The organism is Paenarthrobacter sp. NPDC089675 (assembly GCF_044749185.1).
Lineage (GTDB): Bacteria > Actinomycetota > Actinomycetes > Actinomycetales > Micrococcaceae > Arthrobacter.
Genome location: NZ_JBIVHM010000008.1, coordinates 74,131 through 90,274 on the forward strand (window position 1 = coordinate 74,131; position 16,144 = coordinate 90,274).

Sequence of the window (16,144 nt, forward strand, 5' to 3'; positions counted from 1 at the left end):
TCATTGGTGCGGTCGAGAGGATCATAGCCTCAAATCCGAACACTTTGAGTCTATGGCCCTGCGCACGTAGGGCGCAACGTTGTTGTGCCGACAGACACGTGCAGGCCGTGCCCTGTTCCTCTGGGAGGAGGTGCCGGCATGGAGTCCAAACGGAACGTGAAGAACCATGGGGCGCCTGGAACCTGGCGGTGAACATCATCAGATTAGTCGTTGATGTCGTCCGCCTGTTCTGGCACAACATCCCCTAACCGGGAGCGGTGGCCATCGGCGCTATGTCGGTGGCCACCGTCAATGTGCCGGCGACTCGTTCTACTCGGGCACCTGCCCGCCGGTCCGTTTTCGTGGGCACGATCATCTGCGTCCCCCCCCCCAGATAGTCAAGCTTTTCCGCTGAACCCAACCCAGTTACATGGGCAAAGCCAAACAATTTGGTAACAGTGCTCCATCGAGCGCCAAAACCCCGGATTTGCAGGGCAAGAACGGGCACAAACAAGTAAGGAATCTGGGCAACTAAGGCCCAAAATCAGCCAACAAATCAGATCTCAACTCGGGTTCCGGGACAAAACCGCGTAAAATTGAAACCCTGCCCAGAGCGGGGCAGCAGAAGTCGCAAGCAAATGACCTCCCTAGGAGAAGCCCAAATGCCCATAGACCAACGCAAGATCGTCTCTCCGGACGGTGCAAGGAACGCCGACGGAACCCCGGCCACAGCCACCACCCCGGCTGCCGCCAGCACCCTCAAGAATTCGAAAAAAATTAAGCTCCGCCCCAAACGCCGGCTCAAGGAATCCGACGTCAACGTGGTGGACCAGCCCATGCTGAAAAAGGCCCTTGGCGGCACGATCGTCGGCAACACCATGGAATGGTACGACGTCGGTGTGTTCGGCTACCTCATCACCACCATGGGCCCTGTCTTCCTTCCCGAAGCAGACAAGTCCGTCCAGACACTCTTCCTTCTCGGCACCTTCGCTGCAACCTTCATCGCCCGTCCGCTGGGCGGCGTGGTCTTCGGTTGGCTCGGTGACAAGGTCGGCCGCCAGAAGGTGCTCGCCGCGACGCTGATGCTGATGGCGGCAAGTACCTTCGCCGTCGGTCTTTTGCCCGGCTACGCACAGATCGGTATCTGGGCAGCAGCCCTGCTGGTCATCCTGAAGCTCGTCCAGGGCTTCTCCACCGGCGGTGAATACGCAGGTGCCACCACCTTCGTCAGCGAATACGCTCCTGACAAGCGCCGCGGCTTCTTCGCCAGCTTCCTGGACATGGGCAGCTACATCGGCTTCGCCCTGGGCGCCGCGCTGGTTTCCATCCTGCAGCTGACGCTCGGCCAGTCGGCCATGGAGGAATGGGGCTGGAGGCTCCCGTTCCTGATCGCCGGACCGCTCGGCCTGATCGCCGTGTACTTCCGGAGCAAAATCGAGGAATCCCCGCAGTTCCAAGCCACCCTGGATGCCCAGGAGGCCTTGGCCAAGGATGCCGCTTCCAAGGATGCGGACGTTGCCAAGGGTCCTGTTGGCATCATCAAGGCCTACTGGCGCCAGATCGTACTCGCCATGATCCTCGCTGCCGCGGCGAATACCGTTGGCTACGCACTGACGTCCTATATGCCCACATACCTCACGGATTCCAAGGGCTACGACCCCGTCCACGGCACCCTGCTGACCATTCCGGTCCTGGTGATCATGGCTGTCTGCATTCCGCTGACCGGCAAGCTGTCCGACCGCATCGGCCGACGCCCGGTCCTATGGATCGGCGCGGGCAGCACCGTCCTGTTCGCCGCTCCCGCCTTCATGCTCATTGGCATCGGCGAGATCTGGTCCACCCTGGCAGGCCTGGCCCTCGTGGCCTTCCCCGTGACGTTCTACGTTGCCAACCTCGCCTCGGCATTGCCCGCATTGTTCCCGACGTCCAGCCGTTACGGCGGAATGGGCATCGCCTACAACTTCTCGGTGGCAATTTTCGGCGGAACCACTCCGTTCATCGTGCAGGGCCTGATCGAAGGCACCGGCAACGACATGATGCCCGCGTACTACCTGATGGCAACGTCCATTGTTGGTGCGATCGCCATCTTCTTCCTGCGTGAATCGGCCCAGCGTCCACTCCCGGGCTCGATGCCCAGCGTGGACACCGAGGCAGAGGCACGCGAACTCGTGGAGACGCAGGACACCAACCCGCTCATCAACCTGGATGAAATGCCGTTCGACGGCCAGACGGTGAGCAATGTGGCCTTTGGCAACGACAAGAAGGACCTGACTCCGGCCTAGGACCACTTGCCTGCAACTTCTGAGCAGCGCTACCGATAGTCCGCGGCCAGGGGCCGCCCACCATAGCCACCCACCCACAAGGCGCTCTCCTTGGGGTTGGTGGCTATGGGCGTTAAGGGCCTTCGCTAGGACTGCCGCTGGCGGCTCAACAGCCCGCCGATGATCCGGATTCCCTCCGGGAACGCGCCCGGATTGGGCCCGGCGTAGTTGAGGCGCATATAGGGCGCTTCCGGCTCGGCCGGGAACCATTCCCCACCACCCGCGATGAGGACACCTGCCGCTTCGCAATCTCGGGCGAGACGTTCGACGTCGGTCCCGTCCGGCAGCCTGAGCCACAAGTTCAGGCCGCCCTTGGGCAGATTGGCGAGATGCGCTTGCGGGATGTCCCTTTGAAGGCTGGTGACCAGGAGGTCGCGACGCGATTGAAGCTGAGCACTCACGCCGCGAAGGTGGGTTTGCCAGCCAGGCTGCGTGACGACGTCGAGCGCCGCCGCCTGAAGAAGGCCGCTGACGTACATGGACTCCGCGGCCTGCGCGGTGAGCACCCGCTCGCGGGCGGGCCCGCGGGCGATGACCGCAGCTACGCGGATGGACGGCGAGACACTCTTGGTCAGTGAGCGGATGTAGAGCACATGCCCCGAGTCATCCTTCGCCGCGATCGGCATCGAAGCAGAGGTGATTCCAAAATCATGGGCCCAGTCGTCCTCCACAAGGAAAGCCCCGTAGCTCCGCACCACCTCCAAGACCTCCTCCCCACGCTGCGCCGACCACTGGGCGCCGGTGGGGTTGGCGAAGTTGGGCTGGGCATAAAACATCCGCGCACCCGTCTCCTCGAAGGCGCGGGCCAGCTGCCCAGGTTCGGGGCCGTCCGCACCACTGGGCACGGGAACCACGCGGACGCCGGCCTGCGAGGCAGCAAGCAGCGCGCCCCAATAACTGGGCGACTCGACCAGCAGCGGCTGGCCATGCCCCACCAGCCCGCGGAAAATCGAGCTGAGTCCGCTTTGGCTGCCGGGAAGCACGACGACGTCGCTCGGCTGGGGCGGCGTAACGCCAACCGGCGTTGAGGTACTGAGCTCGTGCGCGAACCACGACTGCAACTCCGGGAGACCGGCAACTGGTGGCCGCGACAGGGATGCTTCCGACCGGGCCACGCGGGTAAGCGCCGCCCGGACCAGCCGCTCGGGCAGGAGTTCACGCGACGGATATCCCGAGTGGAAGGCGATGACGTCGTTGGATGCGCTGCGCATCGCTGCCGTATTGGTGAGGCGTGGCGCTTGAAGCGCTCCCAGCGCGGCCGTCTGCCACCCATAGTCGGCGGGCCTCGCGGTACGGAAAGCACGCACGAACGTCCCGACTCCCGGGCGGCTCTCGACCAGACCCTGGGAGGTCAGCGTGCGAAGCGCTTTCTGGACGGTCACCGGGCTGGCTTGGTATTCGGCCACCAAGTGCCTGGTGGACGGCAGCTTTGCACCCGGAGCGGCGGCGGAAATCCATTCCTTCAGCCTCAGAACAATCCGGGAGCTGCTATCGTTATTCATGAATCAACATAGTAGCGCTACTCTAGTTTCCGTACCAGCGTTATCCCGCCGCACTTCCACCGGCGTCTGGTGGGGCCTGTTCGGCGTGTTCGCCTTTTCTTTCACCGTACCGCTCACTCGGGTGGCCGTGGAGGGCATGTCGCCGTTGTTCATCGGCGCCGGCCGCGCCGTCGTGGCAGCCGTTTTGGCCGCGGCGGCGCTGGCTCTTACACGGCAGCAACTACCCCGCGGCATCCAGTGGTTCCGCCTGGCGGTCGTGGCCGGAGGCATTGTTGCAGGGTTCCCCTTGCTCACCACGTTCGCTCTTACCAGCACCTCGGCAAGCCACGGCGCCGTCGTCATTGCGCTACTCCCGGCAGCCACCGCCACAGTAGCGGTGTTGCGCGGGCGGGAACGACCACGGCCGTTGTTCTGGGTCCTGACAATCGTTGGAGTGGTAGCCGCTCTGGCCTTCGCACTCGTTCAATCGGGCGGATTCGGATCACTGCACTGGGCAGATGCCCTGCTTCTGGGTGCTGTCATTGCCGCAGCCATCGGATACGCCGAGGGAGGCCTCTTGGCACGCGAACTGGGCTCGTGGCAAACCATCTCGTGGGCCCTGGTGGTTGCCTCGCCGGTCATGATCCTGCTGACGGCGGCATCCTTGGGCGCCGGCTTGCCCGGGGCTTCCCCTGCCGGTTGGGCATCGTTCGGCTATCTGGGAGTGGTGAGCATGTTCCTTGGCTTCTTCGCCTGGTACCGGGGCCTCGCCATCGGGCCGATGGCCCAGGTCAGCCAAATCCAACTGGTCCAACCCGTTATGACCATCGCTTGGGCAGCCCTGCTGCTGGGCGAATCCCTGAACCTGACCACGATTGTTGGCGGTCTGATGGTGATCCTCTGCGCAGGTGCCGCCGTCCGTGTAAGGCTCGCTCCGCCGTCGGGCTCTTAGCCGGCACCCACCGAAAGGAAGAAACCCATGTACACGCCCGCGCACTTCGCGGCATCACCCTCGGCAGTGGAGGACTTGCTCCGGAACTCCGGCGCCGCCAACCTGGTGACGATTTCCCACGAGGGTTTGCTCGCGACACTCCTGCCTTTCGTTTACGATCCCTCCGTTGGAGAACACGGCGCACTGCAGGCACACATGGCCCGCAACAACACCCAGTGGTCATCTCCGGTGGCCGGTGAAGCGTTGATGATCGTCCAAGGCGCGGATGCCTACATCTCGCCGTCCTGGTACGCCTCCAAGGCCGAACACGGCAGGGTGGTCCCCACGTGGAACTACTCCACAGCCCACGTCTACGGGGAGTTGGTGGTCCACGACGACGCCGGGTGGCTGTCGCGGCACGTCCGGCGGCTGTCCGACCAGCACGAGGCTGCCATGCCCCGCCCATGGTCGGTCGACGAGGCACCCGAGCGGTTCATTGCGGGGCAGCTAAAAGCGATTGTCGGCGTCGAACTTGTCATCACGCGTCTCGAGGCGAAGACAAAACTGAGCCAGAACCGCACACCAGCCGACATAGACGGTGTCATTGCCGGGCTCCGCGCACGCGGCGAGTCCGCGAGCGCTGCGGATGTGGAACGGGCGCGGACCTCGTAGACTCGCCCCATGCGTGAGGTTGAGGTGGGAGCCATCCACCACGTCGAGATCTGGGTGCCGCATCTTGAGCGGGCCAAAGAAGAGTGGAGCTGGTTGCTGGGGGAACTCGGCTACGAGCCGTTCCAGGACTGGCCCACGGGTTGCAGCTGGCGGCTCGGTGGCATGTACGTGGTGGTGGAATGCTCCGATGCGGTCACCGGGACAGCCCACCGACGCACAGATCCGGGAATGAACCACCTCGCCTTCCACGCGGGAACACGGGAGAACGTGGACCGCATCCGCGAGCTCGGCGCCGATCGGGGCTGGTATGAAATGTTCGAATCGAAGTACCCGCACGCCGGAGGTCCCGATCATTATGCTGCGTACCTGGTCAATACGGACAGCTACGAGGTGGAGCTGGTAGCGGAATAGCGCCTACCGGGGCGGAACCACCGGGCGCCACATTGCAACGCGGGGCCACCGGGTCAGGCCCAGCTCTGCCTCATGCTCCATGAGGCGGGCAAGCTCCGGACCCCAACTGCCGGCGTCGAGCATTTCGAAGCCGAGGCGGCGGTAGTACGGCGCGTTCCATGGAACATCGCGGAAAGTACTGAGGGTTTGGCGTTGCATGCCGTGGCCCCGCGCCCAAATCCGGGCGGCGTGCAGGAGTTCACGTCCGAAACCCTGGTGCGCCTGTTCGGGATGCACGCTGACCTGCTCCACATGGGCGTTGCCGTCAACCACGTCAGTCAGGAGGTAGGCCACTGGGAAGTCGAGTCCGTCCACATATACCCATGCGCGACCAGCAGCCACATACGTCTGCAGTTCATCGACCGGAAGGGGTTCGTCGTCCGCGATCTGGTCCATGCCCAGGGACCTGAAGGCCTCCCCCGCAGCCCGTTCGATGTCCTGCAGCAGCCCCAAATCATCTGCATGTGCGAGCCGGATCATGTGTTTGGCTCCGGAATGGGCGGTGCCTGGGAAACGAGGAATTCGTTGCGCTCCTCGATGAGGTTCTGCATGTAACGGGCCAGGACGAGCTTCTCCACCAAGCGGCCCAGCGGTCCGAACGGTGCTGCGAACTCAATCGTGTCCACCATCAGGGTGCCGCTGCCGTCGGGGCGGAACTCGTGCGTGTGACGGAGGTACTTGAAGGGGCCCTTCACCTGTTCGTCGGAGAACGACGTCGGCGCCTCCATCCGCACGATGCGGCTGGTCATCCGGAACCGGACTCCGAGGTGCCACGCCTGCCAGGTGACGTACTCGCCTTCCGAGATGAGGCCGGTGGTGGTGCCGGCGATGGCCTTCTCACGGCTCTTTGTCATCGAGCCGACGTGGGCGTCAATGTTACGGGAGAGGTCAAACAGCTCCTGCGGCGACATGGCGGAGCGGGTTCGACAGACGAAAGCTACAGGCATACTTAAATCTTTCCAGACTCCCCAGTGTGTCTTTGCTTCGCGTTGTGACCGGGCTTATGGCGGGCCGCGCCCGGATGCTGATAATTTTCGACCGTGGGCCTTTTGCCCACAAGCCTTCGATGATTGGTGGTGTTCCCATGCCCGCGTTCATGACGCACGCACGGGATCTCCACCGGCTGGGACCGGCCAATAACGACCGTCTCTCCGCGGTACGTGTGGCGCTCAGCGTCGCTGTTCCTGCCTTGGTACTGATCCTGACCGGGCGGCCCGACCTCATGATGTATGCGGTCTTTGGCGCCTTGACGGGAATGTACGGCCGGAACGAAACGCACCAGTTACGCCTGAAGCACCAAGCCCAGGCCGCCGTCATCCTGGTGGGCGGGTTGACCATCGGCGTGCTGCTGTCCGTCAACCACATCCACTCGTGGTGGCTGGTGCTGGTGGCCGCTGTCTTTGCCGGATTCGGCTCCCTCTATGCGGATTACGTGCGCTTGCGGCCTATCGGACCGTTCTTCGGGATTCTCGCCTTGGGTGCCTGCGCCTCGGTTCCAACCAGCGTTCCGTTCACGACGGCGGTACTCATCGGGGCTGCGTCGGCGGCCTTCTCGATCATGGTGGGTTTTGCCGGCTGGATCCGGCATAGGAACTGGAAGCGTGGCGCCGTCCGCGATGTCCCGCTCTTACAGGGTCCATTGCGGCAGTCTTCGCTGGTTCATGCCCTGCGTTATGTGCTCGCCGTCGCCGGAGCCGGGGTCATTGGCGTGTTGAGCGGCAGCGGACACCCCCACTGGGCCATGGCCGCAGCCGCAGTGCCTCTGGCAGGTGCAGACCTACCAAGCCGCGTCCACCGTGGTATCCACCGCATCGTGGGAACGTTCCTCGGCCTGGGCGTAGTCGCCGTCGTGCTCTTCCCCAGCCCCTTGTCCCCGCTGCAGTACTTCCCAGGCCATAGTGGGGTGGTCCTGGCGATTGTGGTGGTGCTCTGCCAGTTCCCCACCGAGCTGTTCATGACCCGGCATTACGGGTGGGCCATGGTGTTCTTCACGCCGGTCATCCTGCTGATCGCACAACTCGCATCGCCCATGGACCCGGGGGTATTGGTGTTGGAGCGCGCGATTGAGACATTCGTGGGCGCGGTGGTGGGGATCGCCGTGGCAGTGGTGGTCCAGCGGCGGCGCTAGTCAGTTCCGGCTTTTAGCGGGGCGCCGCGGCGGTCCTGCCGTCAGCTTCGCCGGGAGGATCCGCGCGAAGAAGCTGACCACCTTGTACCGCCGAGTCGGAATTGAGACGGCCTTCCCGCGCGCATTGTCCTCCAAACCCTCCCGGACAACCCGCTCCGCCTTCAGCCACAGGAACCGCGGAGCGACGGACTTGTCCATGCCCATACGGTCGTGGAATTCCGTGTGCGTGAATCCGGGGCAAACAGCCGTGACCTGGACGCCGGATTTGCCGTACGCCGTGTTGGCCCAGCGGCTGAAAGTTACTTGCCAGGCCTTGGCAGCGGAGTAGCTCCCACGGTTGGCAAACGCCGCGACACTGGCCACGTTGATGATCCGGCCCTTGCCCCGCGCGAGCATGACTTCCAGCGCGGCGTGACACAGCTCCATGGGTGTCTGGACGTGAAGGCGCAGGTGCCTGCGTTCCTCCTCCAGCTCGTTGTTCTCGAAGGACTTCAGCAGACCGATCCCAGCGTTATTGACCAGCACATCCACCGGTCGGCTTACGTCGCGAAGCCTGTCGGCGACAGTGGAAACCCCCACGTCGGTGGTCAGGTCCGCGGGCAGCACCTCCGCTGAAATACTGAAGTCGCGTTCGAACTCCTCCGCTTTGGCCTTCAGTCGCTCCTCGTCGCGGGCCACCAGGACCAAGTGGTGTCCCGCCTCAGCGAGTTGGCGGGCAAATTCTGCACCGAGCCCTGCAGTAGCGCCGGTGACCAAGGCAGTCAGTTCATTGGCTCGAGTCGTCATGGCCCTACCCTAGCGGCCCCCTCACGGAACGTCAGGCGAACTTGGCCAGCGGGTTGACGAGCCGGCCGGCCATTTGCAGGCCTCCCGAGGGGTCCGAGATGTCCAGCATCTGCTGGTTGTTCCGCAGCTGCAGGCGATTGAGGCAGGACAACTCGAAGTCCGGAGCGAAGAGGTCATGCTTGGCGAACTGGTCCGCGAGTTCCGGGTGGCGGGCTTGGTATTCGTGCAGCACAGCTGCGGCAGTGCCCCAGAACTCGTCCTCGCCAATCGTTCCGTCCTCCTCCAGGATGGCGGCCAGGAAGCGGAAGATGCAGTCGAAGACATCGGTGAAGATGGCCAGGACCATTTCCTCGGCGGGGATCTCCGCCTTGATGCGCGAAACCGCCTCCGGCAGCTCCAGCCTGTCCCCCATCACCACGATTTCCTCCGCTAGGTCCTTCATGACGGCGCGGACGGGAACTCCGTTTTCCAGGATCAGGATGACGTTTTCGCCGTGGGGCATGAACGCGAGCTCGTACTCATAGAGGCAGTGCACCAGCGGGACCAGGTAGGCCTCGAAGTACCGCCGAAGCCACTCAGTGGGAGCCAGGCCTGACCGCTCAATAAGGGAAGAAGCCATGGGAACTCCGGATGAATCCACGTGCAGGAGCGATGCCATCGTGGCAAGCTGCTGACCATCTTCAAGCAACGGAAGAGGACTCTCCCTCCACAGGGCCGAGAGCATTTTCCGGTAGGGCGAACCCTTGGCCGAAGCCACCTCGTAGTAGCGGTTGTGGTAGCCGATCGCGGCACATTCCTTGATCATGGCCAGGCCCCGGTCCTGGAGCTCCTGGTCATTGTCGATCAGTTCCTGCAGCCAATCGTTGATGGCTGGCGTTGCCTTCATGTATTGCGGCGAGAGCCCACGCATGAAGCCCATGTTCAACACGGACATTGCGGTCTTCACGTAGGCCTTTTCCGGTGAGGCGGTGTTGAAGAACGTACGGATGGACTGCTGTGCCTGGTAGTCATCCTCGCCGGTACCCAGATGAACGATGTGGCGTTGGGCGATTTCCGCAGCGAAAGTCACCGTCAGCTTGTTGTCCCACTGCCATGGGTGGACGGGCATCAGGAGATAGTCCTCCGGATCCAGGCCGGAAGCGGACAAATCGGCGTTGAACCAGGCCAGCATGGCGGGGCCCAATTCGGCTTCGAAGTGCGTCCTGTAGTCCAGGCCGGCACTCGAGGTGAACACTGCCTTCGAACGGTGCACTGCGATCCATTGCAGCTTCACGGCAGCACCGGTCTCCGGCGCGAACGCGTGGTAATCCTCCATGCCAAAACCCAGCCGGCCGTTGTTGGCCACGAAACAGGGGTGGCCTTCCGTCATGCTGTGCTCAATTGCTTGGAAGTCCGCGGCAGCATCGAAACCGCCGGTGATGCCCGCAGCCAGCTCGGCAGAACTGAACGGCTTACCTTGCTTGTATGCGTGGCCTGCCAGCGTGCTGCTGATTTCTTCGAGGTAGACAGGAAGCATGTCCATCTTGATGCCCAGTGCCTCATGGAATTCGGCGATGAAGTCCAAGGCGTCCAACGGCAACTCCACGCCATCGCGGAAGCGGGCAATGGATTCCGGCCGCACCGCCCAATGTTCAAGCTCCAAGACTTTCGCCCGGAAGCGGTATTCAACCGTGTCGTCGTCGCTCACCACCCTGTAGAGACCGGGGCCGTCCCCCTCACCACGGATGAGTTCCGGAACGAGGATGCGTTCATGCGAGAACTCGGCGATGGCTTTAAGGAGCAGGTGCCGGTTGGCAACGGCCCAGCGTTCCGGGGTCAGGTGGTCGTGGGCCCGCGATGCACGGGCTTCTACTGTGCTGGTCACTGGGTTTCTCCTCTGGTCAGCAGGGCGGCGGCCGAAGCCAAGATTGGGGTCAAAGTGGACAGGAAATCCTCGCGCGTGCAGAAACTCAGGAGGCCCTGCTTGTGGTCTTCGGAAGGGTCGACGGCGGGTAGGGTCACCACGCCGTGCGGGCGGAAGCCCACTTTCTCGTTGAGCGCATGGATCTTGTGGTTGCGGGCGTCAGGTTCGACGACGATCCGGCGGTTTGCCGGGTCAGCGAACAGTTCCGTCATAACGGCCTGCATGACGGCGGTGGTGTAGCCGGGCCGCGGGTCATCCTTGGGCGGTGACACGAGCAGATGCATTCCGATATCGCCTGGCTGGACCTCATAGACGTCCGCCAGTGGTGACGCTTCCGGAAGGTACCGTTCCATCAGGAAAGCGGGGACACCGCCGTCGAGTCCCAAGTAAGCCTGGTGGTGGTCGGTGGCGGCAATCTTCGAGTACTCCTCCAAAACATCCTGTTCGGCACATCCCACCATGCCCCAGAAGCGTGCATACTCCTGACTGACCCAGCTGTGGAGGACAGGTGCGTCTTCCACAGCATCTACGAGCCGAAACGTGAAGCTCACAGGGCCGCTCCTACAGTTTCAGCAGTGACCGGAGCAGGCGCGCCGAACTGCTGGAACGCGATGCTGCGCTCGATCGGGTAGACCTCGCGGCCGGTGATTTCGCGGAGGATCACCGAGTTGCGGTAGGCAGCCATGCCCAGGTCCGGCGTGACGAAACCGTGCGTGTGCAACTCTGCGTTCTGGACGAAAATCTCACCGGGTTCGACGCCGGTTCCATAGTTGCGCTCGACGTCGAACCGGCCCTTGTGGTCACGGCGGATCCGGTCTTGGATCCCTGCAAGGAAGGCAGGCTCCTTGTAGGAGTAGCCGGTGGCGAGGACAACGGCCTCGGACTCCAAGGTGTAGTCGCGGCCGTGTTCTTCGTGACGCAACCGCAGGGTGTGGGTCCCGGCGGCACCATCCCACGCTGCTGCGGTGAGTGAAGAATGCGTGTGCAGCTGTGTGTCCACCATGCCGGAAAGGCTCTTGGTGTACAGGAGGTCGTAAATGTCGTCGATCAGGTCCGAGTTGATGCCCTTGTACAGATTCTTCTGGCTCTTGATCAGGGAATCTCGCTGCTCCGAGGGCAGCGAGTGGAAGTAGTCCACGTACTCCGGCGAAGTCATCTCGAGAGTGAGCTTGGTGTACTCCAGCGGGAAGAAACGCCGGGAGCGGGTGACCCAGTTGAGCTGGTAGCCGTGGACGTCGATTTCCTGGAGGAGCTCGTAGTAAAGCTCGGCTGCGCTTTGCCCGCTGCCCACGATCGTGATGCTGCGCTTGGACTGCAGCTCACTTTTCCTCGACAGGTACTCGGCGTTGTGGAGGACCAGTCCCCCACCGTCCACTATTCCCGCACAGGACACCGGGATATACGGTGAGGTTCCGGTGCCAAGGACCAGCCGCCGGGCACGAAGCACCTCAGCACCGTCCGGGCCTTGGACGGACAGCCGGTACAAGCCGTCGTCGTAATCCACATCCAGCACATCCGTGCTAAAACGGACCGACTCCAGCTGCCCGGCCACCCACTGGCAGTACTGGTTGTACTCGGCGCGCAGCGGATAGAAGTTCTCGCGGATATAGAAGCGGTACAGCCTGCCGGTCTGCTTCAGGAAGTTGAGGAACGAATACGGCGACGTCGGGTCGGCGAGGCTTACCAGGTCAGCCATGAACGGCACCTGCAGATGGGCGGGTTCCAGCATCATGCCCGGGTGCCAGTCGAACGACTCGCGGCGTTCAAGGAACACGCAATCAAGGTTCTCGAGCGGCTCGCTCAGTGCAGCCAACCCGAGGTTGAACGGCCCGACGCCGATACCTGCGACGTCGTAAATCCTGCTGTTGTCCGGGGTGCTCACGCGGCGGCCTCCGTGGTGTTTGCGAGCAGGCTGGCGCCCGTCCGGCGAATGAGTTCGATGATTTCCTGAATGTCCCTCAGGGAGGCCTCGGCGTTGAGGAGAGTGAATTTGAGGTAGTGGTGTCCTGCCACCTTGGTACCGGCTATTACGGCTTCACCGGAGGCGAAGATCGCGGCACGGATGGCGGGGTTGAGCACGTCGGCGGCGTCCTCGTCGAGGACCGTACCGTCGACAACCGGGCGGTAGCGGAAAACGAGGGTGCTGAGCTGCGGAGCCGCCGCAAGCTCGAACTCGGCGTCCTCCCCAAGCAGCGAACCCACCCGCCCTGCCAGGTCGATTGCCTCGTCGAAGAGCGCGCCGATGGCGTCGGCGCCCATGGTCCGCAGGGTGAGCCACAGCTTCAGGGCGTCGAAGCGGCGGGTGGTTTGGATGCTCTTGTCCACTTGGTTGGGGATCTCGGCCTTGGCCGCGCTCTCCGGGTTCAGGTAGTCGGCGTAGTAAGTCACATGGCCCAACATGGAGCCGTCGCGGACCAGGACCGCGCTGGAACTGACGGGCTGGAAGAACGTTTTATGGAAGTCCACGGTTACGGAGTCGGCCAGATGGATGCCATCCAGCAGGTGGCGGTAGCGCCCGGACACCAACAGCCCGCCACCGTAGGCGGCATCAACGTGCAGCCAGGAACCATAGGCGCGAACCAGTGCGGAGAGTTCCGAGAGCGGATCGACCGAACCGAAGTCCGTGGTCCCTGCGGTGGCCACCACCGCCATGGGCACCAGCCCGGCGTCGTTCGCTTCCGCCAAAGCAGCCGCGAGCGCGGCGGGGTCCATTCGGTGGTCTTCAGCGGTGGGCACGGCGACCACGGCATCGAAGCCAAGGCCCAGCATCGATGCGGACTTCTGGATGCTGAAGTGGCTGTCCGCCGACGTGAAGATGCGGAGGCGGTCCAAGAGATGCGGAAGCCGGGCGTCGGAGTGGTCCGCGCGGAGCCTGGCAACAGCGTGGTTTCGGGCGATGAGCAGGGCCTGGAAGTTGGACTGGCTACCGCCCGAAGTGAAAATACCGTCGGCTTCGTCCGGGAAGCCGATGCGTTCGGCGGTCCAGTCGATGAGGCGACGCTCGATCATGGTGGCGCCGGCGCTCTGGTCCCAGGTGTCCATGGAGGAGTTGACCGCAGCGAGCACGGCCTCGCCCACCAGTGCGGGGATGACAACGGGACAGTTCAGGTGCGCTGCGTAGCGGGCGTCGTGGAAGTAGATGGCGTCCTTGAGGTACAGCTCATCCAGTTCTTCGAGGGCTGATGCAGTGTCCGGAAGGGGACGATCGAGGTTTACTGCACCAACTTTCGCCTTCAGCTCCGCGTGCCCGACGCCGGTGAAGGGCCGGTTGGTGCGTTGGACCTTGGTGGAGACGGCATTGACTCCCTGTAGGACCTGCGCCACATAGCTGGGCGAATTTCTTGCGTTGAAGAGCTGATTGGTGGCAGCTAGGGCCAGTTCCACTTTGGAGCCGAAGTCCTGTTCCTGGCCTATCTGCTCTTCGACACTGGGTGACGTCACGTCAGCTTCCTTCCGTTGCATTGGGTCGCTAGTTAGCAAGGCAAGCCTTACTTAGGTTTGCCTTTCCGTCAAACTTTTGTGACCTAATTCCTTTTGAAGGCGATTTCGTGGTGACGTAATGCCCGCTAGTGCGTCATTGACTTTTCCCGGCGGCTCTTCAAGTGCAAAATGCCACGCCTCTCGGCCAACGGCGGTGACTTCAGGCCAATTTTTTGCCCGGCCCAAGCCCGACGGGCAACTCCTTGGCAAGGCTGTACTGGGACCATCCGCCAACGAACAGCCGCCCTTCACCCATGCCCAGATGCTCCAACGTCAGCAGATTGTGGCACGCCGTTACCCCCGAGCCGCAGTAACTGATGAGGGCTGCCGCACTGTCGATGCCCGCCCTGCTGGCATTACGGTGAAGCTGCTCGAGCGGTAGCAGCCTTCCGGTGGGATCCAGATTCTCCCGGCAGGGAAAGCTGATCGCTCCAGGGATATGCCCGGGCCGTGGATCGACAGGGTCTTGACACCCCTCGAACCGCTCGCGATTGCGGGCGTCAATTATCACGGCGCCTCCGCCCAGGACATCCGAAAGCTCCGCCAAACGCGCTTCCGGCCACGGACGAACCGCAAAATCGGCAGCTTTCCTGATGGCGGCCGCCGACTCCAGCTCGCCTTCGTAAACCGCGAGGCCGCCATCAAGCAGTGCGGCGCGACGGCCGGTGACCCGGAGCATCCAGACCAAGCGCGCCGCAATGACCCCACCCGCGTCGTCGTACGCAATTACCACGTCGGAGTCCCCAATTCCCAAGCTGGCCATCCCCTCTGAGAAAACACGGGGCTCGGGGAGCGGGTTGCGGCCACCACGGCCCGACGCGTCTCCTGAGAGCCACCTGTCCAGGTCGACGAATACAGCGCCAGGCAGATGGCCTTGGTCATAGGCCTCCCTCCCGGAAGATCCGTCGAGATACCAGCGGGCGTCGGCAAGGATAATGCTCTCTTGATGCTCGCGGCACCAATCGAGGGAGACGAAGGGAGGGAGCTGAGAGGAAGTCATCATGAAGTGAGCGTAACGCCGCGTCTCACACTAAGAGATTCAAATCTCAGGATATGGGACGCGATCGGTCCAGCCGAAACGGTAATGGGATAGGGTCGGAACCGCACTCACAAACGGTTGGGGGACCAATGACTGACGACGTCCACGAGCGGATCGGCTTCCGCGAGATCGACCAGGACGGCAACGCGGTGCCGGCCGTGAGTCCCCACGCACCCGACCCCGCGCACCAAGCCCAAGGACTCCGCGCCGTCAACCCCTTCATCGTTGCGCTGTGGGCGCTTGACCTCGTACTGCTCGGGTTCTGCATCTGGACCTTAAACGAGTCAGCCCAGCCCACTGCCACGAGCACCGCCGGCGGAGGCATTCCCTGGAATTTCCTTCTGCTCTCCACACTCCCCTACGGCTTGCTTGCCTTCCTTTTGCTCACTGCGGCGCTTCTCTTCTGGCACGCAGCCGCATGGCAAAAAAGACGGCCGACCAGGTGAGGATGACCTGATCGACCGCCTTCTCTTAAGTGCACTCCGACCCGGCTGCTTGAGCCGGATGCCCGCCGCCTCCGCTAAAGAACGGTTGCACCGAGCACGCACTTCGCTTCGGCCGCGTTAGCCGGGACCTCAGCGTTTACCACCCAGTCGAGGGCTTTACCTGACTGGACATCCTTGAAAGACTGCTCTCCGCGGGCCAGCACGGCTGACGTCTTGGGATCCACCCAACTCACGCTGACTTTTACTGTGCCCTTGGTTCCGTCCGGTGGAGTCACGGTTCCCTTGGCAGCCACCTTTCCGGCCGCGGTATCGCAGGAGGTCATTTTGGTGGCCTCGATAATGCCGGTGCCGGGGTTGGCGGCTTTGGCCTCACCGGTGGTGGCGGCCTGGGTTGTAGTGGACGACGGCGACTGGCCCGCCTCGTTGCTGGATGATGAACAACCTGCAAGCGCCGCTGCCGAGACCAGCACGCCCACGATGCACACGACTGACTTCTTCATGGAATAACTACCTGATTCTGTGGATTTC

16 protein-coding genes are annotated in these 16,144 nt (G+C 63.0%); 6 read left to right on the top strand and 10 right to left on the bottom strand.

Annotated elements, in window-relative coordinates; genetic code table 11:
• Positions 1 to 641 precede the first annotated feature (641 nt).
• Entirely contained in the window at positions 642 to 2,261 is a 1,620-nt protein-coding gene (locus ACIPY2_RS16750; RefSeq protein ID WP_400267520.1) for an MFS transporter, read from the top strand.
• Positions 2,262 to 2,386: 125 nt separating this feature from the next.
• Here ACIPY2_RS16750 and ACIPY2_RS16755 read toward each other — a convergent pair whose 3' ends face one another.
• On the bottom strand, positions 2,387 to 3,802 hold the full coding sequence (locus ACIPY2_RS16755) for a PLP-dependent aminotransferase family protein (RefSeq protein WP_400267521.1): 1,416 nt from the start codon (positions 3,800 to 3,802) through the stop codon (positions 2,387 to 2,389).
• Here ACIPY2_RS16755 and ACIPY2_RS16760 point away from each other — a divergent pair.
• From ACIPY2_RS16760 to ACIPY2_RS16770, 3 genes are read left to right on the top strand one after another with little or no spacing between them, the layout of a single operon-like run.
• Entirely contained in the window at positions 3,801 to 4,733 is a 933-nt protein-coding gene (locus ACIPY2_RS16760) for a DMT family transporter (RefSeq protein WP_400267522.1), read from the top strand. The genes ACIPY2_RS16755 and ACIPY2_RS16760 overlap by 2 nt on opposite strands.
• A 27-nt stretch (positions 4,734 to 4,760) precedes the next feature.
• Complete coding sequence (locus ACIPY2_RS16765; protein WP_400267523.1) at positions 4,761 to 5,384, top strand: FMN-binding negative transcriptional regulator; 624 nt, start codon at positions 4,761 to 4,763, stop codon at positions 5,382 to 5,384.
• Between the two features lie 9 nt (positions 5,385 to 5,393).
• Entirely contained in the window at positions 5,394 to 5,795 is a 402-nt protein-coding gene (locus tag ACIPY2_RS16770; protein ID WP_400267524.1) for a VOC family protein, read from the top strand.
• Between the two features lie 3 nt (positions 5,796 to 5,798).
• Here the strand turns inward: ACIPY2_RS16770 and ACIPY2_RS16775 are convergent, their stop codons facing one another.
• Together ACIPY2_RS16775 and ACIPY2_RS16780 are read right to left on the bottom strand one after the other, a co-directional pair.
• On the bottom strand, positions 5,799 to 6,314 hold the full coding sequence (locus tag ACIPY2_RS16775) for a GNAT family N-acetyltransferase (RefSeq protein WP_400267525.1): 516 nt from the start codon (positions 6,312 to 6,314) through the stop codon (positions 5,799 to 5,801).
• Positions 6,311 to 6,781, bottom strand: a complete 471-nt coding sequence (locus tag ACIPY2_RS16780) for an SRPBCC family protein (RefSeq protein WP_400267526.1) — start codon at positions 6,779 to 6,781, stop codon at positions 6,311 to 6,313. The genes ACIPY2_RS16775 and ACIPY2_RS16780 overlap by 4 nt, the downstream gene beginning before the upstream one ends.
• A 137-nt stretch (positions 6,782 to 6,918) precedes the next feature.
• Between ACIPY2_RS16780 and ACIPY2_RS16785 the strand changes: the two genes are divergently transcribed.
• Entirely contained in the window at positions 6,919 to 7,962 is a 1,044-nt protein-coding gene (locus ACIPY2_RS16785) for an FUSC family protein (RefSeq protein ID WP_400267649.1), read from the top strand.
• On the opposite strand, the gene ACIPY2_RS16790 is transcribed toward ACIPY2_RS16785, so the two are convergent.
• From ACIPY2_RS16790 to ACIPY2_RS16815, 6 genes are all read right to left on the bottom strand, one after another.
• Positions 7,963 to 8,748 carry an SDR family NAD(P)-dependent oxidoreductase gene (locus ACIPY2_RS16790; RefSeq protein ID WP_400267527.1) on the bottom strand — a complete coding sequence of 262 codons (786 nt, stop codon included), beginning with the start codon at positions 8,746 to 8,748 and terminating at the stop codon, positions 7,963 to 7,965.
• A 31-nt stretch (positions 8,749 to 8,779) separates the two neighbouring features.
• Positions 8,780 to 10,612 (bottom strand): IucA/IucC family protein, encoded by a 1,833-nt coding sequence (locus tag ACIPY2_RS16795; RefSeq protein ID WP_400267528.1) that lies wholly within the window; start codon positions 10,610 to 10,612, stop codon positions 8,780 to 8,782.
• Positions 10,609 to 11,202 (bottom strand): GNAT family N-acetyltransferase, encoded by a 594-nt coding sequence (locus ACIPY2_RS16800; RefSeq protein ID WP_400267529.1) that lies wholly within the window; start codon positions 11,200 to 11,202, stop codon positions 10,609 to 10,611. The genes ACIPY2_RS16795 and ACIPY2_RS16800 overlap by 4 nt, the downstream gene beginning before the upstream one ends.
• On the bottom strand, positions 11,199 to 12,533 hold the full coding sequence (locus ACIPY2_RS16805; protein ID WP_400267530.1) for a lysine N(6)-hydroxylase/L-ornithine N(5)-oxygenase family protein: 1,335 nt from the start codon (positions 12,531 to 12,533) through the stop codon (positions 11,199 to 11,201). Before ACIPY2_RS16805 ends, ACIPY2_RS16800 begins: the two co-directional genes overlap by 4 nt.
• The gene (locus ACIPY2_RS16810) at positions 12,530 to 14,092 is read right to left on the bottom strand and encodes a pyridoxal phosphate-dependent decarboxylase family protein (protein WP_400267531.1); all 1,563 of its coding nucleotides are present in this window, start codon (positions 14,090 to 14,092) and stop codon (positions 12,530 to 12,532) included. The genes ACIPY2_RS16805 and ACIPY2_RS16810 overlap by 4 nt, the downstream gene beginning before the upstream one ends.
• A 199-nt stretch (positions 14,093 to 14,291) precedes the next feature.
• Positions 14,292 to 15,134 carry a sulfurtransferase gene (locus tag ACIPY2_RS16815; protein WP_400267532.1) on the bottom strand — a complete coding sequence of 281 codons (843 nt, stop codon included), beginning with the start codon at positions 15,132 to 15,134 and terminating at the stop codon, positions 14,292 to 14,294.
• A 125-nt stretch (positions 15,135 to 15,259) separates the two neighbouring features.
• Between ACIPY2_RS16815 and ACIPY2_RS16820 the strand changes: the two genes are divergently transcribed.
• Entirely contained in the window at positions 15,260 to 15,616 is a 357-nt protein-coding gene (locus ACIPY2_RS16820) for a hypothetical protein (protein ID WP_400267533.1), read from the top strand.
• 74 nt (positions 15,617 to 15,690) lie between these two features.
• Here ACIPY2_RS16820 and ACIPY2_RS16825 read toward each other — a convergent pair whose 3' ends face one another.
• Positions 15,691 to 16,116: a hypothetical protein gene (locus ACIPY2_RS16825; protein WP_400267534.1), complete on the bottom strand. Its 426-nt coding sequence runs from the start codon at positions 16,114 to 16,116 to the stop codon at positions 15,691 to 15,693.
• Between the last annotated feature and the right edge of the window lie 28 nt (positions 16,117 to 16,144).

Bases quoted from the DNA above. Each gene is read 5' to 3' on its own strand.
- ACIPY2_RS16775 (WP_400267525.1), bottom strand. From the start codon at position 6,314: ATGATCCGGCTCGCACATGCAGATGATTTGGGGCTGCTGCAGGACATC.
- ACIPY2_RS16780 (WP_400267526.1), bottom strand. From the start codon at position 6,781: ATGCCTGTAGCTTTCGTCTGTCGAACCCGCTCCGCCATGTCGCCGCAG.
- ACIPY2_RS16760 (WP_400267522.1), top strand. From the start codon at position 3,801: ATGAATCAACATAGTAGCGCTACTCTAGTTTCCGTACCAGCGTTATCC.
- ACIPY2_RS16815 (WP_400267532.1), bottom strand. From the start codon at position 15,134: ATGATGACTTCCTCTCAGCTCCCTCCCTTCGTCTCCCTCGATTGGTGC.
- ACIPY2_RS16755 (WP_400267521.1), bottom strand. From the start codon at position 3,802: ATGAATAACGATAGCAGCTCCCGGATTGTTCTGAGGCTGAAGGAATGG.
- ACIPY2_RS16790 (WP_400267527.1), bottom strand. From the start codon at position 8,748: ATGACGACTCGAGCCAATGAACTGACTGCCTTGGTCACCGGCGCTACT.
- ACIPY2_RS16825 (WP_400267534.1), bottom strand. From the start codon at position 16,116: ATGAAGAAGTCAGTCGTGTGCATCGTGGGCGTGCTGGTCTCGGCAGCG.
- ACIPY2_RS16765 (WP_400267523.1), top strand. From the start codon at position 4,761: ATGTACACGCCCGCGCACTTCGCGGCATCACCCTCGGCAGTGGAGGAC.
- ACIPY2_RS16770 (WP_400267524.1), top strand. From the start codon at position 5,394: ATGCGTGAGGTTGAGGTGGGAGCCATCCACCACGTCGAGATCTGGGTG.
- ACIPY2_RS16750 (WP_400267520.1), top strand. From the start codon at position 642: ATGCCCATAGACCAACGCAAGATCGTCTCTCCGGACGGTGCAAGGAAC.
- ACIPY2_RS16820 (WP_400267533.1), top strand. From the start codon at position 15,260: ATGACTGACGACGTCCACGAGCGGATCGGCTTCCGCGAGATCGACCAG.
- ACIPY2_RS16785 (WP_400267649.1), top strand. From the start codon at position 6,919: ATGCCCGCGTTCATGACGCACGCACGGGATCTCCACCGGCTGGGACCG.